The organism is Prosthecobacter sp. (assembly GCF_034366625.1).
Lineage (GTDB): Bacteria > Verrucomicrobiota > Verrucomicrobiia > Verrucomicrobiales > Verrucomicrobiaceae > Prosthecobacter.
The window spans coordinates 235534-257651 of sequence record NZ_JAXMIH010000008.1; the positions used below are offsets into that span (position 1 = coordinate 235534).

Genomic DNA, 22118 nt, shown 5'->3' on the forward strand with positions numbered 1-22118 from the left:
GTGTGACTCATCATAAAGTAAAGGGATCAGTTTTCACTCAACCGCAGCCGGAAGAACTGCCGCACGCCGTTGCTCGGCCCGGAGATGGTTACGCTGCCGCCGGGCTGCGCCTGGCCGTTGTTTCCTGGCGTGTCCCATTGGACCCAGTTCACTAAATCAGCGGTGGTTTCGATGATGAAGCTACGATTGGCAGGCACATCGAAAGTGAGCGTGGCAGTGGTGCCAGCAGCACCGAGCTGCGGTTTGAGATAACTCACGCCACTGAGCGGATTTGTGAGAGCGAGGAACTCGGCCATGTTCGTCGCGCCATCGGCGTCAGCATCGACGTTGGAGGCACCCTCGGGACTGGTGCTGCTGCCGAACTGGGCGAGCCGCCAGTCGCTGTAGGTTTGACGGCTGGGCAGGGAGGTGTTGATCCAGTCGGTGAGGAGCTGGATGCCGGTTTGATCCACTTCGGAGGTGGCGAGCGGCGGCATGCGTGCGTAGCCATTTGTGGCTCCGGTGCGGCTGAGGATGATGGAATGCAGCGTGTCGCCGGGGACGATGAGTTTATCGCCAGCGTGCAGCGCTACACCGAAGCCGTTGATCATGCCAGTCTGCGTGAGAGTGAGGTGCGCGCGGCCATCCCAGGCGGGGCCGGAGCCGCCGGGCTGATGGCAATAGGAGCAGTTCACGTCGAGATACGAGCGCACGCGGGCCTCGATGGGGAAGGCGGTTTCATCCGGGCGCACATGACGCGGCAGGAGGTTCGTAGAGGGCACGGTGTTGTGGAAATAACCGGCGGCTTGCAGCAGTTCGAGCTGATTGCCGGTGAAACCATTCAGCGTGCCGTTGCGATTAAGCTGACGCGTGTTGAAGGACAACATGCCGCCTGCGTTGCTCGTGTGGCATGCCAGGCACTGGGAGCGGCTGGGGATGCCCCAATGCTGGACGCGTGGTGTGCCATTCTCGATGATGTTCAAATCGAACTCCTCGCCTGCATCGGCCACGAGCGTGGCCTCGGTCTGCGCTTCGTTCCAGCGGTAGCTCACGCCATAGACGCCGCTGGTGTTTTTCACGAGCAAGCGAGTTTCGAGGCGCTTCTTGGTCGCGGGATTGCCGCGGGTCATTTCCATGTCGAAGTGCTTCACCCACACGCCGCCATTCGGGAAGGTCCACACGCCATCTTTGCTCCACGTCATCTTGCTGCCGGCATCCGGCAGCGTGAACCAGCGGCTCTTCACGGCGAAGTCACTCCAGAAGGTCAAATTGGGCGTGTAAGGCAGCACACCGGGCGCGGGTGCGAGATCGGTGAGATCGGCGAAAACGCCAGTGGCGCTCAAAGTCGCCGGGTAGCTGTCATCCGGCAATGCGGAGGAGGCGAGACGTTTGATTCTGCCTTCATAAATGGAGAGCAGCAGCACATCGCCATTCGAGGGATCGCGGGCAAAACCAACCGTGCCAGGGGAACCCGCGATGCGCTGCACGCTGGCGGTTCCACCAGGCCGCGTGAGCGCCCAGACGTGGCCGCTGACATGATCGCCAAAAATGTAGGCACCGGTCAGGCTCGAGATGCCGGTGCCGCGATAGACCACGCCGCCGATGACGGAGTTGCCTTTGAAATTGCCGTCACCGCCCGCGACACCGGTGTGCAGGTATTCATAGAGCGGATCGCTGGAGGTGAAGCCGCCCGGTGCCTGCGCCGCCTTCGGGCCGGGGTGCAGACCATCGCGGAAGGCCCAGCCCGCGTTCGTGCCGCTGGCGAGCAGATGCACCTCCTCATACACATCCTGGCCGACATCGCCGCACCACAGCTCTCCCGTGGGTGCATCAATGGAGAAACGCCACGGACTGCGCAGGCCCACGGCCCAAAACTCGGTGCGCACATTGGCCGGAGTGAGCGTGACGCCATTGAACGTGGTGACGCCGACATACGGATTGTTTGCGGGCACTTTGTAGCGAGCCACGCCGGAGTCCGTGGGGACGGAGGCGTGCGGATTTGGCTCCAGATTGCCCGGCAGACGATCCACGTCGATGCGCAACATGGCGCCGAAGAAGTTCAAATCGATGCGCTGGCTGTTGTTGCGGAAGTCGTTGGCATTCTCCTCGTCGCCGTAGGCTGTGTAGAGATAACCATCCGCGCCGAAGTGAATATCGCCGCCGTGATGATTCGCGCCACGGGTGCGTCGCTCGATGAAGATCAACTCGGACGCAGGATCAGCCGCAGGTGTCGGCGAGCTGATCTGCCCCGCAGGAATGGTGAAGCGTGAGAGGCGATTATACCAAACCGTCGGATCACTGGCTTTCTGCACGGTGTAGGTGACGAAGAAATAGCCGTTGGTGGCGAACTGCGGATGGAAGGCCATGCCGAGCAATCCGTTCTCATTGAAGGGCCCAGGATCGATCACCTCGCCGATGCGTGTGGCGAGCAGAGCTGGTAAATCCAGCACCACAGCGCTCGTGGGCGTGGCGGCGGTGACATCGGGGATGACTTTGAGTTTGCCATCAAGCTCGCAGACAAAAAGCCGTTGCGTATCGCCCGGCGGACTCGTCGCGGCGACAGGCTTGACGAACTGCACACCGCTGAACGCATCCGCCACCTGCACGGAATTCATCGGCGGTGCATCAGGCACATTCAGGCCCACAGTGGCGATGCGCAGCGCAGTGGAGACATTCACCGTCACCGTGGCCGGAGCCGACCAACCGCCCTGCCCGAGCAGACGATACGCAAACGTCACCGGCGCGGTGTTCACACCCGCATGAGCATACAAAATGGTGCCGTCGTTTTGCACCGTGGCGGTGCCGACAGCAGGCGCAGTCGTGACTTCGAGGTAAAGCGGATCCGCGATGCCGCCGGTGTCGTTTTGCACCACATCCACGCGCACTTTTTGGCCTGCGTGGATCGTCACACTGTCCGCCACGGCCGCCACGGGGCCGTATTGCGCCTCCGCGCCTGCATAGTAACTCGCCACGATCTCCGCAGGCGTGAGCGCCCGGTCGTAGATGCGCATCTCATTCAGTGCGAAGTGCGCGTTCATGTCCCCGCTGTATTGCGAGCGGCCGACCCAGTTGTTCACGTCGGCGAGCTGGTTCATGTGAAAGGGATACGGCAGCACATCCTGGAGCACGCCGTTGCGATACCACTTCGACACGCAGCCGCCGGTGCCGTAGAGGCCCGCATTGTCCTCCACGACGAGCACATAGTGATACTCGCGGCCAGGGACCGTCACGGCCGTCAGGTTCGTCTCGAACAAAATGGGCGCTGCGCCGTTGTATTGGCCCTCCAGGCGGTTTTGACCAAAGGCAGCACCGGAGTTCAGCGTGAGGCACAGATTGTCGAAGCCGCCGAAGCCGCCAATCGTGCCGTCATCAATGATTTCGCCCAAAAGCGCCCCTGGACCGCGTGTGGCCGTGGTGCGGCCAAAATCGAAGAGCCGCTGGTCCGTCTGCGAAGAAAGCGGCGCACACCAGGCCTCGGCGGTGAAGTTCGGTTTCGAGCTGAGGATGCCATTCGGCAGATCGAGATACGCGGAGATATTCGCGGCGGTTTGATTGCCATTGGTGCCGCCAGGGAGCGTGATTTTGGCCCCGTTCAGCGTCGCACCATGACCACGCACGATGGCCGGAGTGCCGCTGATCACGTCAGTGAAGACGGTGCCGCTCGGCGCGGTGCCAGCGGCGGAGTTGAAGGTCCAACGGTTCACCGGCGTGGGTGCCACCGTCCAGCTCGGAGCCTGCACCGGCGGCGCATCCGGTCCGGCATCGCGATTGGCGATCACCACGTCCGCAGGCATGGCGTAATCATAAACACGGAACTCATTGAAGGAGACATGCGCGTTCGAGTCCGCCGTCCACTGCGAGCGTCCGAGCCAGGCATTCACATCTTGATACGTCGCCAGCCGAAACGGCACGGAGTAGCTCGCTGCCAGCGCACCATCGCGATACCACTTCACCACGCCACCCTCCGCACCGAAGTCACCGAGGCCGTCCTCAAACGTCATCACATAATGATACTGCTGGCCCGCCGTCGTCGCCAAAGCCGCGTCCTGCCATGCCCCTCCACCGGGGGTGAGCATTTCGATGAGCTGCGCATTGAGGTCTGTGCCGACGGCGAAAGACAACATCAGATTTCGCCGAGCGCGGGTGAATCCCGAGGCCGTCGTGGCATTTTCCAAAACCTCACCCACCGCGCCACCGCCCACACCCGCCCCATTCACACGCCCAAAATCAAACACTCGCATCCACGCCTGCGCCGAGATCGGCGTGGCCCAGATTTCCACGGTGAGATTCGTTTTGGATGAAATGATGCCATTCGGCAGATCGACATAGCCGGAGATGTTTGCAGCCGTTTGATCACCATTCGTCGTGCCGGGCAGCGTGAGCTGTGCACCGTCGAAGGTGGAGCCATTCCCCTTCACCACCGCCACCGCGCCACCCACGCTGTCCGTCAGCGCCGTGCCCGCTGCGGCCGCGCCTGCAGCTTCATTGAAGGACCAGCGGTTCGCGATGCTCGTCGGCGTGCCAGCAGGGCCAGCGGTGGTGTTTGCAGCAATTTCCGCCGGAGCCATCGTGCGCGAGTAGAGCCGCAGTTCATTCAGCGCCATGTGCGCCATCATATCGCCGCTCCACTGCGACCGACCGATCCAGTTGTTCACGTCCTCCAGCGTGGAAAGGCGTCCCTGCACCGAAATGGACGCGATCTGCGCTCCATCGCGATACCATTTCAAAATGCCGCCATCGGTGCCGAAGTCACCCACGCCATCTTCAAAGGTGATCACATAATGATACTGCTGGTTCAGCGTGGTCGGCGCTGTGGAATCAAATGCAGCCCTGCCGCCGGAGTTTTGTCCCGACTCTTGCCGTTGCAGGCCGAGGTCCGCTTCACGGGCGATGATCCACGTCATCGCATCCTGCGAAAAGGTGAAGCCCGGCGCGGTCGTCGTCGTGTTCGTGATCTCGCCTGTGGCGCCACCGCCCGTGCCGGGGCCGCGCACGCGACCAAAATCAAACAACCGCATCCACGGCTTCATCGACAGCGGAGTGGCCCAGGTCTCCAGCGTGAGGTTTGTCTTGGACGAAAGCAGCCCGTTTGGCAGATCGACATAACCCGCGATGTCTGACGCGGTTTGCAGCCCGTTCGTCGTGCCTGGCAGTGTCAGTGCCGTGCCTGTGAAGGTCGAACCCGTGCCCACCACCTGCGCCACCGCGCCGCTGACTTCATCCACCATCGTCGTGCCGCCCGCAGCCGTGCCCGCTGTGGCATTGAACGACCAGCGATTCACGAGACTCGCCGTCAGCGCATTCGGCCCCGCCAGTCGATTCGCGGTGATGTCTTCCTGCGTCAGCGCATGATCGTAAATGCGCAGCTCATTCAGCGACATGTGCGCATTCGAGTCCCAGGTCCAGTTTGAGCGTCCAATCCAGTTGTTCACGTCCTGCAAGTCAGCGAGCTTAAAAGCCACCGGCATCGTCGCGATCACCACGCCATCGCGATACCACGTCAGTTGTCCGCCTGCGGCTCCGTAGGCGCTCGCGCTGCCTTCGAACACCATCGCATAATGATACTGCTGCCCCGCCGTCGTCGGCCAGTTCGTGTCGCGATTCCCCATGAAAGCACCGTTGCGCATGACCTCGAAGCGTTGCAGGCCAAGATCAGCGCCACGGCAGAACGTCAGCATCAAATTGTCCGAAGGCGCCCCGCCAGCCGGAGCCACCGTCGTATTCGCCGTGATCTCTCCCGCCGCACCACCGCCGACTCCCGCATCCGCCGATCTTCCGAAGTCAAACAACCGCATCCATCCCTTCACTGAAAGCGGTGTGGCCCATGCCTCCAGGGTCACGCTAATTTTTGAGGAAAGGATGCCATTCGGCAGATCGAGATACCCCGCGATGTTCGCCGCCGTCTGGACGCCGCCCGTATTGCCCGGCAGAGTGAGCTGACTGCCTGAAAAAGTCGCGCCCGTCCCCACCACCAGCGCCGTCGTGCCACTCACACTATCCATCAGCGCCGTGCCAGGAGTCACCGCGCCCGAGGTGTTGTTGAACGACCAGCGGTTCACCAGATCAGCGTGCAAACAAACCGGCGCGAGCGCTACGATTGCCGAGATGGCGAAGAAAACACTCCGCAGATAAAAACGTGCGAGAAAGAGATGGACGGTCATGAGGTTGGATATTCGACCTCATCGTATGGGAAACGGCCTCCATCCGCTATATGCCGTCCGGCATACTCATTTCCCCAGCCTTACAATTCCACGCTCCACGGCTAGAATGGCCGCTCGCGTGCGATCCAGGGCACCGAGCTTCGCCAGCACCTTCGCCACATGCAGTTTTGCCGTGCCATCGGCGATGCCGAGGCGGGTCCCCATCTCCTTGTTGCTGAGTCCTTCGACCATGAGATGCACGATCTCCAGCTCACGCGGCGTCAGCGGCTCGCGTTTCATCCGCGCTGCGATTTTAGCGCGGGCGGACTCCGGGAAAAACGTGCCGCCATCCGCCACCTCTCGAATCGCGGCGATGAGCGTCTTCGCATCCGCCGACTTCGTCAGATAGCCCGCCGCTCCGGCGTCACTGGCGCGGAAGACATCTTCTTCACCATCGAGCACGGTGAGCATGAGGATTTGAGCGTCATCATGCTTTTCGCGGATGCGCTTCACGGCCTCCACCCCCGTTCCGTCGGGTAAAGAGAAGTCCATCAGCGTCACATCGGGCTTCAACTTCTCATAGAGCGCCACCGCCTCCGCCACACTGCCGCCCTGGCCGGCGATGCGGAGGTCTTTTTCGTTGTTGATGGCCACCGTCAACCCCAGGCGCTGCACGAAATGGTCGTCGATGATGAGTATGCGGATGGGCATGGTCGTAGCAAAGGCTTTCTACTCATCCTCGTTCTCATGCATCCAGAGGCGATGCTCATGGCGGACTTGAAGGATTGTCACGAGATTCGTGTCCTCATCCACCGCAAAGAGCACGCGCCAACCCACTCCCGACTTCCACGGGCGAAAGAGCATCTGGCGGATTCGGAGGTCTGGAAGCCATTCCCCGTTTTCCGGTGCGAAGCCATGTGCCTGTGGATGTTTGCTGAGTTTTGCCAAGGCGACATGGAGGGCATCAAACCAACGTCTTGCCAAAGCATCGCCGCCACGGTTTTCATCTGCGCGATACCAACTCAGTTGAGCGTCGATGCACGCCTCACATGCTTCCGTTGCTTGAACGCGAAAGCTCATTTTGCCTGATGCTTGCTGAAGTGTTTCCTCTCCAGATCACCAAAAACCTCATCCAACGGACGTCCCCGCTCACCCCGCGCATACGCCTCCAGAGTCATCTTCAACTCCATGTCCATCTTCCGCTCGTAGGCATCGTGAGACATCTCGTCATACATCTCCACAGACATGACCACAGCAGCGGCCTTGCCGTTTTGCGTCAGCACACGAGGACGATTCGTCACCGCCATCTCCGCAAGGTGTTCCTTGGTGCCGCGAGCGAAATCCGTCACGCTCACGATGTCTTTGGCCAATAGCATATTCATGCTTCCAGCCTAGCACGGAATAATGTGTTTCGTCAACATTCGAGGTGGGATTCACGCGTCTCCAGCCGCGAGTGGCTCCAAACGAGGGAAACACAGGTCCCGCGCCCATTCTGGCCGTCCACACGCAAATCCGCGCCGATCCGCACCGCGCGCTCCCTCATGCCGCTGAGTCCGAAATGACCGGTGGAGTCATCCGCAGCCGTTTCGGGTCTGAAACCTGTGCCATCATCACTCACGGCGAGTTTCACCGCATCAGCAGAAAAGCTCATGCGCACCTCCACACGGCTGCCGCGCGAGTGTTTCGCCGCATTGGCCACCGCTTCGTGTGCCACACGCAGGAATGCAGACTCCACATCGCCCCGGAGCCTTCTCTCGTTGCCCTCTGCCGAAAAAACAAACGTCAAACCCGCGCTCTCCGCCAGGGGACGCAGCATCGTCTCCATCGCGCCGAGCAGGCCGAGCTGCTCGATCGCCATGCTGCGTAGATCGCGGATGGTGGAGCGCGACTCCTCACGACTGCGCCGCAGAAGCTGCCGGGCGAGGCCCAGCGTCTTGTCGGGCGTGCCATCACCGGTTTCAAACTGCCGCGAGGTCGTATCCAGCAAGATCGCCAGCCCGCTGAGTTCCTGCTCCAGCGTGTCATGCAGATCACGGGAGATGCGCTGACGCTCCTCCAGCGTCGCTTTCGTCGTCGTCTGCCGCTCGATCACCGCTGCCTGCCGAGCCACCTGCCTGCGCAGCATCCAGGCCCAAGCAGCCACCAGCAACGCCGCACCACCGACAGCGGAGAGCAGCAGCAGGAGCCGCGCCGCATTCCAATACGGAGGCCTTTGCAAAATGACCACATCACGGGCCGAGCGTAGCTTCAGCGTGAACTCCTTTGTCCATTGGGCGATACCAAACGGATTGTTCATCTTCAGCTCGCAGATGCCAGTCAATCCCAGCCGCATCCCCGGCTCCAGCGCCAATGGCGCAGCCACGCCAGGCGGCAGATTGGCCTCAAACACCACCTCGCCCGCACGGCAGAGCAGGATCGTCTCACGCGGAGTCGGCAGCGCCTCCACAAAGTCCGCATCCAGCGTCACCAGCTCATACTGCTCCGCGCTGCGGCGTTCGGATGTCAGATCGAGCCGCAGCGGCAGCGGCGATGGACCATCCTCCAGCTTTTGCAGCGCCGCCGCATTCAATCCAGGCCGCAGCGGCATGAACGTCGCGTGACCTTCCGCCTCGATCATCGTCCCCGGTTTCAAATCCGGTGTCAGCGCCGAATCAACCCTCATGCTGCCGCCATCACCGCGTAGAAAAAGCATTTGCTCCGGCACCGCGTGAGTCACCACAGCGCGCAATCGCACCCGCTCATCGAGAGGCGAGCCAACTCGCAGCAGCTCATCCACCCGCCGCAGCGGCGCTGGCGGCAACTCCTGCGCCGGATCGAGCAGCGTCAGGAAACTCATGCCTGGCAGATACAAATGCCGCCCGCTCATCTGTCGCTGCTGATTGAACTGCGTCGCCGCCACCGCACGCACCCGCACACGCCGCTCCAGCAGATGTAGCGGCAGCGTGCCCACCGCCGCCAGCGTCTCTGTGCGCGGCAAAGCGGCAGGCAGCTCCAGCGGGCCTGATTGCAGGTAAAGCGTGAGGCCGGCATATTCGTCTGCTAGGCGCTTCACCACGCCCTCCACCTCCACCCACTGGGCATCCATCGCCGGTGTCTGAATCTCTTCCGGCGACTTCGGCACCATGGGCGCAGGCATCACGCCCTCGCCCAGATCAACGAGTTCCGCCGCCACGATCACTGGCAAAAAGCCGTCTCCCGTCACGCCTTTCACTCCCACTTTCTGCCCCACGGCGATCCATGACGCCTGCTTCACCTGCTCACTCGCCTTCACATACACACCCGCCGTGCCGTCATGCACAAACAAATTTCCCCAACTCCTGTCCACAAACGTCACCACCGCCTCCAGCTCCACTGGCAGTCCTTTCTTCGCCTCATCAGGAGCCATCGCCCGCAGCACCGCCGCGCTGCGCACCACCTCCGCCGCGCCTGCCAACTGCATGGCAGCGAGCAGGACGAGAAAAAGAACGATGTGGGTGGACTTCATCGGTCACGATGCAATACCCTGTTGCAGCCATCAAGCGAGCGGAGCTGTAGTTTTCGACGGATTCAGAGGGCATTAAAATGACTGAAGGTGAGATGGCAGGCCAATTGTTCGAGGTCATCGTCGCGGACTATGCTGTCACAGTTCCATGACGTTTTGGAGGGGAAAGGTGACAGTGATTTCGTCGAAGCTACCGAAGATCACGAATAACGTCGCAATCAACAGCTTCACGGACACCGCGTTGACCACCCGCACCGGCACCTGCCCATGCAGGACTAAAGTGCCATGGGTGGAACCTCGACGTGAAGGGCTTGTGTTGGTTAGATCGTGGCCTCAACCATGAAGCCGAGTCCAACCACTCTGTCCCAAAGTCCAATGCGCCTGCCCATTCTTCTCGTGGCGGGCTTCGCCGTCTTATTTGCGGCGCTCTCAGGTGCCACGCAGGCGGCGGACTGGCTGCCGGGCGGCACGAGCACGGATTGGAATACCGGCACGAACTGGAATGGCGGCGTGGTGCCGAATAATGCGGGGGCTTTCATCACCTCGAACACCGGCAACATCGCCACGATCTCAGCGAACCCAGTCGGACCCGTCACGGAGTTGCAGGTGGGGACATGGTCTAACAACGGTCGCCTGGATCACACGGCAGGTTCCCTTACCGTGACGAATACCGGCTGGCCTTATGGCTGGCTGCTGCTTGGCGGTGGCACTAACGGCACTGGCACCTACAACATCGCCAACACAGCGGCCACAGGCGGTGCTTTGACCGGATTCGGAACGGGATCTGGAAGCCTGAGCGTCAATGGCGAGATTCGTGTCGGGGCGGGGTCATGGTGGGATCATGCGACCGGCGTTTTGAACGTCAACACCTCCGGCACGGTGCATTCCAATGGCAGCCTGATCGCTGGCACCAACGTGGGCGACGTGGGAACCGTGAACCTTGATGCGGGCGCATTCACGGTCTTCGGCGATTACACAAACAGTGCTCAGTTCGGCTCTGGCGGCTCCAGCGCCACGGGCAACCTCAACATCAGCGGCGGTTCGTTCACCTTGAACAATCGGCTGACTCTCGGCGTGGGAACGGGCACCTCCGCTGGTGGCAATGTGGCAACGGTGACGATGACCGGCGGCACTCTGACGACCGATGTCGGACATAATGAAGACTGGCATGCGGGCGTGAACATGGCCTCGGGCTATGACACCGCCACCGGGGGCACCGCCACCTTCAACCTCAACGGCGGCACCTTGTCCACCCTCCGGGTTTTCAGTGAAACCGGAGGCACCGGAATCAAGGGCACCTCGACCTTCAATTTCAACGGCGGTACGCTCCAGGCGCAGGATTCGAGAACCAATTTCATGGACAGCCTCACCCGCGCGAATGTGCGCAACGGGGGTGCCATCGTGGACACAAACGGCTTCGACGTAACTATTTCCCAAGCCCTCCTGCACTCCAACATCGGCGGTGACAACGCCACGGACGGTGGTTTGACCAAGAACGGAACCGGCGTGCTGGTCCTCAGCAACGTGGACAACAGCTTCAACGGCAACATCGTCGTCAACGGCGGCACCTTGCGTGCGAACGCCTTCCGCAACGGCTATCCCGCCACAGGCAATCTCGGTGCCAACGACGGCAGCCGCACCATCACCGTGAATACTGGCGCGACCCTCGACTTCACCAACAACAACATCTTTGCCGGCGGTGGAGCCACTGCAGCCGGACTGCCACAACTCGTCCTCAACGGCGGCACGATGCAAAGCAGCCGCTTCAACGTCCTCGGCCACGTCACCCTCAATGGCGGCACGTTGAATCAATCCACCACCGACACCGGCGGCTACGAAGGCTACGAGTTCCTTGGCAACATCACCGTCGGCGGCACCGCAGCCTCGACGATCAGCTCCAGCAATGACAGGGCCAACCACATCAGCGGCGGTCACAACATGCTCGTCACCGTAGCCGATGCCACCTCCAGCAGCGCTGCCGATTTGATCATCAGCAACCCGCTGCGCGACGGCTCCGGCGACTATTCTGGCAACGGAGCCATCACCAAAGCAGGCGCGGGCACGCTGCAACTCACCGCCGCTAACACCTACAGCGGCGGCTCCACGGTCAGCGCGGGCACGCTGGAGGTGAACAACACCAGCGGTTCCGGCACCGGTGACGGCACGGTCACGGTGGATGCAGGAGCTAAACTTACCGGTGACGGCATGATCACCACTGGCTCAAACAATTATGTTTATGTCAATGGCACACTCCAAGTCGGAGCCATCGGAGCTTCGGCGGGTTCGGACTTCTCCCTGACGACTTCGGGCACCGGCAGCACGATCCTTGGCTCCAGCAGTCTGCTAGCCATGGACCTATGGTCCACCACGGGCACGGACATGACCGGCACGCTAGCCGCCGCAGACATGCTCAGGCTCTTTGGCACGCTGGACATCATGGCAGGTTCCACCCTGTTGTTGAACAATCCCAACGCGCTCACCTTTCAGGCAGGTGACATGTTCCGTCTGTTCGACTGGACCGGCATCACCACTCGCACTGGCACCTTCACCACCGATTTCAGCGACATCAATCTCGGGTCCGGTCTCAGCATCGACACGAGTAACCTCTACACGCAGGGCACCATCAGCATCCTGGGCGCGGTGCCAGAGCCTTCGCGGGCGCTGCTGGTGATGTTCGGCGCAGCAGGCCTCATGCTGCGCCGCCGCCGTCAACTTGGCTCGACATGGCCGTTGGTTGTCCCCGCCTGATCGGAACCGGACCACACAACCTCCAACGCCAATTTCATGACTGCTCCGCGCTTTCTGTTTCCTCTCATCTCCTCCTGTATTTTGGCTGCTTTCACGGCTCATGCCCAATCCCACGGCATCGCATCGAAGCCGACAGTCGGCGCTTATTTCGACGGCGCGTTTCCTCCGACGCCTCCGGTGGTCGGCTCGTTCACGGCGGTCGATGCGTATCCGAACCTCACCTTCGTCAATCCCACGGGCATCCTCCAGGTGCCGGGGCAGAGCAAGATGATGGTGTGGCAGCGGGAGGGTGGCGTTTACATCTTCGACAAGGCGGATACCACGGCGACGAAGACCCTCGTGCTCGATATTTCCAACCAGTGCCAGGGCTGGGACGACGCGGGCTTGATGAACCTCGTGTTTCATCCGCAGTTCGACCTCGGCGGCGCACCGGGCACGAACCGCTACATCTTCGTGTATTATGAATGGGTGCCGCCCGGCACGGTCGTGGGCAGTCCGACGACACGGCCAAACAACACGATCCCCGACATGCGCGACCGCATCTCGCGCTTCGAGCTGGATGCCAATGGTGTCGCGCTGCCGGACTCGGAGGTCATCATCATGGATCAGGCCGCCACGAACACCTGGCACAACGGCAGCGGCATGTTCTTCCATCCCGTGGACGGCTACCTTTACTGGAGCAACGGCGATGACACCAACTCCGCGAACGCCCAGTCCATCACGGGGCCGCTGCTGGGCGGTGTCTTCCGTGTGGATGTGGACAAGCGCGGTGGAAACTTCAGCCATGCGCCCGTGCGCGTGCCCACGGGCGTGACGACGCAGAACTACTTCATCCCGAACAACAACCCGTTCGTCGGGCAGTCGGGCGTGAATGAAGAAACCTTCGCCATCGGCCTGCGCAGCCCGCACCGCATGACGCACGATGCCGTGACCGGACGCACCTTCATCGCGGATGTGGGCGCGGGTGATCGCGAGGAGGTGGACATCATCGAACCCACCGAGACCAGCGGCATGAACTTCCAGTGGCCGCAAAAAGAAGGCTACAACGGCGACATGACGCCGCCCTACCTCGGCGTGAACAAGCGCCCGGTGCTCGACTACAATCACAGCGAGGGCAGCGCCATCATCGGTGGTTATGTCTATCGCGGCGCGGCCTTTCCTGAGCTTCAGGGGAAATACCTCTTCGCCGACAATGTGGTGAACAAAGTGTGGGCGATGAATGAAGGCACCACGCCAGCCACGAAGACACTGCTCACCACCGTGCCCACCGGTCCCGGTCCAGACAGCGGACGCAGCTACATCGGCATATCGAGCTGGGGCGTGGACAGCGATGGCGAAGTCTATATCTGCCGCTTGAGCAGCACCGGTGGCACGATCTTGAAACTGCAACGCGGTTCCGCCCCCAGCACGCCGTTGCCCGCCACGCTCAGCGCCACGGGTTTGTTCAGCGACATCGCTGGCTTCGTGCCTTCGGACAAACTCATCCCCTACACGATCAACGCGCCGTTTTGGTCGGACAAAGCCATCAAGTCGCGCTGGCTCACGGTGCCCACGGGCACGACCATCGGCTTCACTCCCACGGGAGACTGGAGCTTCCCTGCGGGCAGCGTCGCGATGAAACATTTCGATCTGGCAACGGACGAAACCAACAGCGCCGTGCGCAAGCGATTGGAAACACGCGTGCTATTAAAAATGGCCAGCGGCGGCTCCTATGGCGCGACTTACAAATGGCGTGCCGACAACAGCGATGCCGATCTCATCAACGAAGGCGTCACGGAGATCGTGCCCATCACCATCCCGTCCGTCGGCACCTTCACGCCGACGGACATCGGCAGTCCTAGCGTCGCGGGCAGCACCACGGTGAATGGAAACACGCTCACCGTTTCCGGTGGCGGCTCTGACATCTGGGGCACGAGCGATCAGTTCCATTTCGCGCATCAGCAGCGCACGGGCGACTTCGACATTTCCATGAAGGCCACCTCCTTCACTCCGGCGGTGCTGTATTCCAAGTTCGGCCTCATGGCGCGCGAGTCACTGGCCGCGAACTCACCGCATTATTTTATTTTCGCCTGGGGCAGCAACGCCGGGCGCGGTGCGAACTCCAGCGGCTATGAGGACCACTACCGCACTACGGCCGGCGGCAACACCACCGCCAACTACCCTGCGGCAGGGCAGCATCTGGTGAGCTATCCCAACGGTTGGCTGCGCATGGCTCGCAAGGGCAACACCTTCATCAGCTACACCAGCGCGGACGGTGCGAACTGGGCCGAATATGCCCGCCAGACCATCGCCATGCCCGCCACGCTCTACTTTGGCATCGCGATGAACGCGCACGACAACGGCCTCGCCGCCACCGGCACCATCGAGCTGCAAACGACGCGCCTTCAGCCTTGGTATTATCCAGGCCGCACGGACTGCACGACGTGTCACAACAACAACGCGGGCGGCGGATTCATCGGCCCCAACACGCGACAGTTTAACAAGGACTATGACTACACCGCCACCGGCGTGACGGACAACCAACTGCGCGCCTTTAGCCATGTCGGCATGTTCAACACCACGCTCGATGAACCCACGATCCCGACCTACCAGAAGCTCGCGCATGTGAACCAGACCAGCGAGTCGCTGGAAAAACGCGCCCGCAGTTATGTGGACACGAACTGTGCCAACTGCCACCGGCCCGGCGGTGTGCCCGCACTGTGGGACGCGCGTTTTGACACGCCGCTGGCAAACCAGGGCATCATCTACGGCTCCGTCGGCACCACGCTCGGCCTCGTGAATCCGCGCGTCATCGTGCCGCAATCCACCAGCCGCTCCATGATGCATCACCGCATCGACCGCGTGGGTGCCAACCAGATGCCGCCCATCGGGCGCAACCTGGTGGATGAAGTCGGTGTGCAACTCATTACCGACTGGATCAACAGCCTCCCGGCCAATGATCCGCCTGTCGTCACGCTCACCTCGCCGATCAACGGAGCCAATGTCATCACGCCCAATCCCGTCGCGCTCGAAGCCACCGCCTCGGATGCGGACGGCATCGTGCGGGTGGAGTTCTTCGATGGCACGACCAAGATCGGCGAGGACACCACCGCGCCTTATGCCTTCTCCCACAGCGGCATCACAGAAGGCACGCACACGCTCTTTGCGCGGGCTTACGACAGCGTGAACAACTCCGCTGACAGCGCGAGCGTGACCATCACCGTCACCGAGCTGCCCGGACTCGTGCGAGCGAAGATCAACTTCCAAACAGAAGTCGCAGTCGTGCCTTCAGGCTATGTGGCGGACTCTGGCCTTCCTTTCGCCGCACGCGGCAACGGCATGACCTATGGCTGGAGCCGCGACAACACGGTGGACTCGCGCGAGCGCAATCTCAACGCTGACAAGCGCTACGACACGCTCGTCCACATGCAGAAGGATCACGGCGGCGGTGATGTCACGAGCACGTGGAGCATCGCGCTTCCGAACAGCAGCTACTCGGTCCACGTCGTCACCGGCGATGCCTCGGCCACCGACGGAGTCCAGTCCGTGACCGCGAATGGCGTGGCCCTCACCACCGGCACGCCTGCGGGACAAAATTTCTATGAAGCCACCGCCACCGTCGCCGTGACTAACGGTCTGCTCACCATCTCGCCCGCTGCTGGCGCGAACAATGCCAAACTTTGTTATGTGGACATCAGCGAGATGGCTCCAAGCAATGGCAACCAGCTTCCAGTCGTCGCCTTGACCGGAGTGTCGCCAGATTTCCCGACTATCGGTGCCTCCGCCAAACTTAGCGCCACCGCGAACGATCCCGACGGCACCATCACGAAGGTCGAATACTATGCGAATGGCGTGAAGATCGGTGAAGACGACACCGCGCCGTATGTCTTCTCCTGGACGGGCTACACCGCTGGCACCTATCACATCACCGCACGCGCCGTGGACGACGACGGGGCTGCGGCGACATCCTCCAGCGCGATCATCGTGCCCGTGTTCAGTCCGGGCCAGACCGGGCTTTATGCGCAGTATTACAACGCGGCGGACTTCACCAGCTTCGTCCTCGCACGCGTGGAGCCGACATTGAATGCCAACTATGGCAACGCTGCCCCGGTCGCGGGCATGGTGGTGGATAACTTCAGCACTCGCTGGCGCGGGCGGCTGCTCACGCGTGATCCCGGCACCTACACGCTCAAATTTTTCGCCGATGACGGCATACGCGTGTGGCTGGACAACACTTTGGTGATCGACCGCTGGGGTTACGATCCCGGAGCTGTCACCGCCACCCTCACGCTGAGTGGAAACTCGCTGCACGAGCTGCGTGTGGACCACCGTGAAGACGGCGGCGGTGCGCTGATCCAAATGTTGTGGAGCGGCCCTGGGTTTGCCGAGGAGATCGTGCCCACCACGAATCTCATCACCCCCGCCACCGGCGTCGCGAGCGATCAACTCGCGGGCACGATCATCGGCACCAATGGCTCTTGGAATAACGATCCCAACTCCACCAAAGCAGCGGTCTTCGACGGCAACTTGAACACCTTCTACGATGCGCTCGAAGCCGACGGTGCATGGGCCGGACTCGACCTCGGCGAGGGCAACAGCCGCATCATCACCGAAGTCCGTTATTGCCCGCGTGCGGGCAGCGGCGGGCGCATGGTCGGTGGTCTCCTGCAAGGTGCCAACACAGCGGATTTCAGCGACGCGGTGACACTCCACACCGTGGCCGAGGCGCCCCCGCCCGATGGCGTCCTCACGTCGCATTCCATCACCAGCAGCACCGCTTTCCGTTACCTCCGCTATCTCTCCCCGGCGGGCGGCTTCTGCAATGTCGCAGAAGTGGTCTTCTACGGCGCGGACGCATCATCGCCCGTGCCCCTGAACCTCATGGCGACCGCAGGGAACGCACAGGTCGGCTTGTCGTGGCTGCCCTCCGCCAATGCCACCGGCTACAACGTCAAACGCTCCCCCGTGAGCGGCGGACCTTACTCAACAATCTCGAACAACGTCGCGGTCAACACCTTCACCGACACTGCATTGACCAACGGCACGACCTATTTCTATGTCGTCTCCGCTCTCAATGGCGGTGGCGAGACGGCGGACTCCGCCGAAGTCAGCGCCACGCCCTTCACACCCGCGCCCGCAGGACTGGTCGCCATCGCTGGCAATGCCCAGGTCGCCCTCTCCTGGAGCAGCGTCAGTGGTGCGACCGGCTATGATTTAAAACGCGGCACCGCTCCCACCGGCCCCTTCACCACCCTCGCAGCCAATCTTCCCGGCACCGCCTACACCGACATGAGCGTGGCGAACTTCACCCTCTACTACTACGTCCTGAGCACGCTCCATCCCTCCGGGAACAGCGCCGACTCCGTCGCCGTGAGCGCCGTGCCTCTGCCGCCGAAATTGACCGGCACCGTGATTGGAACCACCGGCTCATGGAACAACGATCCCAATGCCACCCGCGCGGCGGTTTACGATGACAACCTCAACACCTTCTTCGATGCGCTCGAAGGAGCCGGAGCCTGGGCGGGCCTCGATCTCGGAGCCGGTGCCAGCAAGCAAATCGCCGCCATCCGTTTCGCGCCGCGCAACGGTTATTCCTGGCGCATGAACGGCGGCTCGTTGCAGGGCGCGAACAGCGCCGATTTCAGCGATGCCGTCACCCTCCATACGTTGGCCGGAGCGCCCACAGAAGGAGTTTTCACCTTGCAGCTCGTCAGCAATCCGACGGCCTTCCGTTATGTGCGTTACCTCTCGCCCAATGACGGCTTCTGCAACGTCGCGGAAGTTGAGTTCTATGGCAGCGATGTCCTTCCAACCGCGCCCACGGGCCTGGTCGCGACTGCGGGCAACATGCAGGTCGGGCTTGCCTGGAACGCCGTCTCAGGAGCCACCAGCTACAACGTGAAACGCGCCACCACCGATGGCGGACCCTACACTCTGCTGGGCAGCGTCCCCGGAACCGGCGGCACCGACGCGACTGCGGCGAACAACACCACCTACTTCTACGTCGTCGCCGCTATGAATGCGGGCGGCGAGGGCGGCAATTCCAATCAAGCCAGCGCCACACCCGTCTCCCCGCCCTTCAACGAAACGGAGATGCAGGCTCCCACCATGGGCATCGTCGGCGGCAATGCCACACTCTCAGTTGCAGCCTCCGTGCTCGGCCACACCTACCAGCTTCAAAAGTCCGAGACGCTGGCTCCAGGCTCGTGGCAAAACGTCGGCTCGCCCGTGTCTGGCAACGGCGGCACGCTCAACTTCTCCGAGCCCGTTCCCCCACCACCGACACCACGATGCTTCTACAGGATCAGCATCCAGCGGTGATTCAGATTTTACCCACGCATGATGACGCCTCCAATGCACGACTCGCGGCGCACAGGTGACGTTTCCGGCGAAGCTGAAATCAGCGCGTTCTATCTGCGACACTATCCGCAGTTGCGCATGCATGCCCATGGCCTCGGCTGTGATCCCCACACAGCGGAGGATGCGGTGCAGGATGTGTTTCTGCGATTGTTGCAGCACGACCGGCTGCGCATGTTGGCGACCTTGCCCGGCCAGCACCAGCAGGCCAGCCTCCGCCTCCGTCTCCGTTGCCATCTCGTCAACCGCTGGCGCGATGCCCGCCGCCTGCGCCGCGGAGGCCACCGCCATTTCGTGCCCCTGATCCAGCAGGATGGTAACGTGCTGGAGATCACCGATGAACGCACCCCAACACCCGGCAGCACACCCCGGCTCTGTGAGCAGAGCCTTCACGATGCCCTGCAACGCCTGCGTCACGAACTCCAGCCCGGCGCATGGCAGCGCGTCCGACCATTCCTTGATGGAGACGAAACCCCAGGCCCCCACCCACCCCAATCATCCGCCACCCGCGTAGCCCTCCACCGCGCCCGCCAGCGTCTCCGGGAGCTGATCGATGCATGAAGCTCGCTGTTTGCGACGGTCAGATATTCTTCCACATTCGCCCGCACTTTCATGAAATCATCTGCGATCACCTTTCTCGCCCTGCTCGCATCCACCGTGTTTGCCACCGCGCAGAAAGCACCCGCCAATCTGCCACCAGACACAGAGTTCGCGGGCGATGTGGCGTATGTTAGCGCCGCGCATGAGCGGCAGAAACTCGACATCGCCTACTTCAAAAAAGACAAGCCACGCCCGCTGCTCGTGTGGATCCATGGCGGGGCCTTCATGACCGGCGACAAGGCGGAGAATCACGCCATTTGGGCCGATCTCATGAAAGCAGGCTACGCCGTCGCCACCATCAACTACCGCCTCAGCGGCGATGCCAAATGGCCCGCACAGATCACCGATTGCAAAGCCGCCATCCGTTTCCTCCGCGCTCATGCCAGGGACTACAACCTCGCGCCCGGCCGCATCGCCGTGTGGGGCAGCTCCGCAGGCGGACACCTCGCCGCTCTCGTCGGCACCAGCAGCAGCGCCAAGAAGCTCGACGTTGGGGAACATATCGAGCACTCCAGTGCCGTGAGTTGCTCCGTGGACATGTTTGGCCCCATCGACTTCGAGAAAATGCCGCAGTTCACTAGCCCCACCTCACCCGAGGCGAAGATGTGGGGGCGCGCCAGCAGCGAAGCACTCGACCTTGCTCGTGAAGCCTGCCCGATCACCTATCTCACCCAAGACACAGCGCCCATCCTCATCCTCCACGGCGACGCCGACGGCGTGATCAACATCTCGCAAAGCCAGCTCTTCGATGCCGCCATGAAAAAAGCCGGCACCCGCGGCGACTTCATCACCCTGCCCAGAGTCGGTCACTCTCACGTCGCCGTGTGGACGAAGGAACGCGAACGCATCATGACCTTCTTCAAGTGCCACCTCATCAAGGACGCGCTGCCTGGAACCTCTGCGCGGACCCTGTAGCCTCCCGGCCCAGCAAAAGTCGCAGGGGGGCGGGTGGCGCAGTGGGCTTAGGCCACGTCTGCCTGCACCGTGATGAACGACTGCCAACTACTTGATGGCAGGCTTTGGCGTCTCGACGGCAAGTCCACCTTCCGGCACGAGTTCGATCTTCACGTCCGCGCCTTTGAGGTGCTTGTCGAAGAAGTTCTGCATGAGCTGAATGACGGCAGGTTTGCCGAAGGCCGGGCCGCCGTGGCCGGAGCCGGGGAGGGTTTGCAGCCAGACGGCGACGCCTTTTGACTTCAGCGCGGCTTCGAGCTGCACGCTTTGCGCATAAGGCACGAGCGAGTCGTGCGTGCCGTGGAGGATGAGGAAGGGCGGATTGTCCGCGCTGACATAATGCACGGGGCTGACGGCGTCGGCTTTGGACTTGTCGTCGAGCTTCGTGCCGATGAGGCCGGAGTAGGGATCGCTGGGTGTGTTGAACTGGAAGATGTTCTTCACGTTTTTGTCCTCGGCGGCCTGCTGCACGACGGTGGTGAAATCGGCGGGACCAAAGATGTCGCACACGGCCTGCACGCGGTCGGATTGATCAGCATGACCGCCGATGGGCGCGAAGGCTTTCTTGTCACCGGCGGTGCCGACGAGCGCGGAGAGATGTCCGCCTGCGGAACCGCCAACCGAACCGAGGCGCTCAGGATCGAGGTTGTATTCCTTGCTGTGCGCCCTCAGCCAGCGGATTGCGGCCTGGCAGTCCTGAATCTGCGCGGGGAAGACGGCCTTCTGACTGAATCGATACTCCACACTCGCCACCGCGTAGCCTTTGAGCACCATCGCCATCACCGGGCACGGAAATTTGTTCCCCGCACGCCATCCGCCGCCGTGGATGTGGACGATGAGCGGCAGTGGTTTGTCCGCAGGCTTCTCCGGCAGATAAAGATCGAGCTTCTGCGCTTCATCGCCATCTGCGATGTAGGCGATGTCCTTCTCCATCTTGATGCCCGCAGGCAACGTGAACGGCTTGGGAGCCGGTTTGGTTGATTGCGCGAGAGCAACCGTGGTCAGGAGGGTGAAGAGGAAGATGAGCGGCTTCATTGGCTGTAGATTGGGTTGATGATTGAAACGATCATGCGTGGGCGGCTTCGATGGCCCATCGGAGCTACAGTGCGTGCTTCAAGACGAAATCGACCAGCTCCTGGCACTCGAAGAACGACGGGCCGACCTTGTGACCTTCGCCGGGGATCACTTTGACGCTGATCTGGCCGCCACCGGCCTCGTAGCGTTCTTTGAGCAGCTTGGTGTTCAAATCATACGGCACCACAACATCGGAATCGCCATGCACGGCAAACATGGGCACTTTGTTGGCGAGCAGGCCCTTCAAGTTGTCGATGGGATTGAGCTCGCTGAGCTTCGCGACGAGTTCGGGTTCGGTCATGGCGAAGTCGGCGAGCGTTTGCGGCTTCGAGTTCTTCAGCGGCCAGCTTGCGAGATTGCAGACGGGATAGATGCCCACCCAGGCACGCACTTTGTCGGGATTCCGAAACGCCCACGCGAGCGTCATCATGCCGCCGCGACTCTGGCCGAGCAGGATCGGCTTCGGCGAGTAACCACGCTTCACCATGTCGTCGTAAAACAGCGTGAACTTCGCCGAGCTGGCCGGTGAGCCGCGCACCTCGCCCAGGTCGAAGCCTGCGACGCTGATGCCCGCCTTCATGAAGGCCTCGAAATACATCTTCCGTCCCACAATCGACACGCCTCCATTCAATGTCGGCGCATACCACAACCAAGGCTTGCCCTCGGCAGGCTTCGGCGCGGCATAAACCACAGCCTTGTTGCCGCTGACATCGAAGGTCTCGGCTGTTTTGGGCCGTGCTTCTTGAGCCGTCAGCGGCAACGTGAGACAGGAAAGCAGGGTGAGCAGGGTACGAGTGTTCATGAGA

General features: G+C 61.9%; 10 protein-coding genes. 4 read left to right on the top strand and 6 right to left on the bottom strand.

The window, feature by feature from the left end; translation table 11 throughout:
* Positions 1-26 precede the first annotated feature (26 nt).
* The 4 genes from U1A53_RS09455 to U1A53_RS09470 all read right to left on the bottom strand — a co-directional run bounded on the left by U1A53_RS09455 (position 27) and on the right by U1A53_RS09470 (position 9603).
* Positions 27-6140, bottom strand: coding sequence for a LamG-like jellyroll fold domain-containing protein (locus U1A53_RS09455; protein ID WP_322280416.1), 6114 nt, complete (start codon positions 6138-6140; stop codon positions 27-29).
* Positions 6141-6206: 66 nt separating this feature from the next.
* On the bottom strand, positions 6207-6830 hold the full coding sequence (locus U1A53_RS09460; protein WP_322280417.1) for a response regulator transcription factor: 624 nt from the start codon (positions 6828-6830) through the stop codon (positions 6207-6209).
* Between the two features lie 365 nt (positions 6831-7195).
* Positions 7196-7501 carry a type II toxin-antitoxin system prevent-host-death family antitoxin gene (locus U1A53_RS09465; RefSeq protein WP_322280418.1) on the bottom strand — a complete coding sequence of 102 codons (306 nt, stop codon included), beginning with the start codon at positions 7499-7501 and terminating at the stop codon, positions 7196-7198.
* Between the two features lie 32 nt (positions 7502-7533).
* Positions 7534-9603, bottom strand: a complete 2070-nt coding sequence (locus U1A53_RS09470; protein ID WP_322280419.1) for a sensor histidine kinase — start codon at positions 9601-9603, stop codon at positions 7534-7536.
* Positions 9604-9975: 372 nt separating this feature from the next.
* On the opposite strand from U1A53_RS09470, the gene U1A53_RS09475 reads away from it, so the two are divergent.
* From U1A53_RS09475 to U1A53_RS09490, 4 genes are read left to right on the top strand one after another with little or no spacing between them, the layout of a single operon-like run.
* Positions 9976-12348: an autotransporter-associated beta strand repeat-containing protein gene (locus tag U1A53_RS09475; protein WP_322280420.1), complete on the top strand. Its 2373-nt coding sequence runs from the start codon at positions 9976-9978 to the stop codon at positions 12346-12348.
* A gap of 36 nt (positions 12349-12384) precedes the next feature.
* A complete protein-coding gene (locus tag U1A53_RS09480) occupies positions 12385-18648 on the top strand; it encodes an Ig-like domain-containing protein (protein ID WP_322280421.1) in 6264 nt (2087 codons plus the stop codon).
* 18 nt (positions 18649-18666) lie between these two features.
* The gene (locus U1A53_RS09485) at positions 18667-19245 is read left to right on the top strand and encodes a sigma factor (protein WP_322280422.1); all 579 of its coding nucleotides are present in this window, start codon (positions 18667-18669) and stop codon (positions 19243-19245) included.
* A gap of 51 nt (positions 19246-19296) precedes the next feature.
* Complete coding sequence (locus U1A53_RS09490; protein ID WP_322280423.1) at positions 19297-20199, top strand: alpha/beta hydrolase; 903 nt, start codon at positions 19297-19299, stop codon at positions 20197-20199.
* Positions 20200-20286: 87 nt separating this feature from the next.
* Here U1A53_RS09490 and U1A53_RS09495 read toward each other — a convergent pair whose 3' ends face one another.
* Complete coding sequence (locus U1A53_RS09495) at positions 20287-21273, bottom strand: alpha/beta hydrolase (protein WP_322280424.1); 987 nt, start codon at positions 21271-21273, stop codon at positions 20287-20289.
* Between the two features lie 64 nt (positions 21274-21337).
* Positions 21338-22114 carry a prolyl oligopeptidase family serine peptidase gene (locus U1A53_RS09500; RefSeq protein WP_322280425.1) on the bottom strand — a complete coding sequence of 259 codons (777 nt, stop codon included), beginning with the start codon at positions 22112-22114 and terminating at the stop codon, positions 21338-21340.
* Positions 22115-22118 lie beyond the last annotated feature (4 nt).

Bases quoted from the DNA above. Each gene is read 5' to 3' on its own strand.
- U1A53_RS09480 (WP_322280421.1), top strand. From the start codon at position 12,385: ATGACTGCTCCGCGCTTTCTGTTTCCTCTCATCTCCTCCTGTATTTTG.
- U1A53_RS09495 (WP_322280424.1), bottom strand. From the start codon at position 21,273: ATGAAGCCGCTCATCTTCCTCTTCACCCTCCTGACCACGGTTGCTCTC.
- U1A53_RS09500 (WP_322280425.1), bottom strand. From the start codon at position 22,114: ATGAACACTCGTACCCTGCTCACCCTGCTTTCCTGTCTCACGTTGCCG.
- U1A53_RS09485 (WP_322280422.1), top strand. From the start codon at position 18,667: ATGATGACGCCTCCAATGCACGACTCGCGGCGCACAGGTGACGTTTCC.
- U1A53_RS09490 (WP_322280423.1), top strand. From the start codon at position 19,297: ATGAAATCATCTGCGATCACCTTTCTCGCCCTGCTCGCATCCACCGTG.
- U1A53_RS09475 (WP_322280420.1), top strand. From the start codon at position 9,976: ATGCGCCTGCCCATTCTTCTCGTGGCGGGCTTCGCCGTCTTATTTGCG.
- U1A53_RS09470 (WP_322280419.1), bottom strand. From the start codon at position 9,603: ATGAAGTCCACCCACATCGTTCTTTTTCTCGTCCTGCTCGCTGCCATG.
- U1A53_RS09455 (WP_322280416.1), bottom strand. From the start codon at position 6,140: ATGACCGTCCATCTCTTTCTCGCACGTTTTTATCTGCGGAGTGTTTTC.
- U1A53_RS09460 (WP_322280417.1), bottom strand. From the start codon at position 6,830: ATGCCCATCCGCATACTCATCATCGACGACCATTTCGTGCAGCGCCTG.
- U1A53_RS09465 (WP_322280418.1), bottom strand. From the start codon at position 7,501: ATGAATATGCTATTGGCCAAAGACATCGTGAGCGTGACGGATTTCGCT.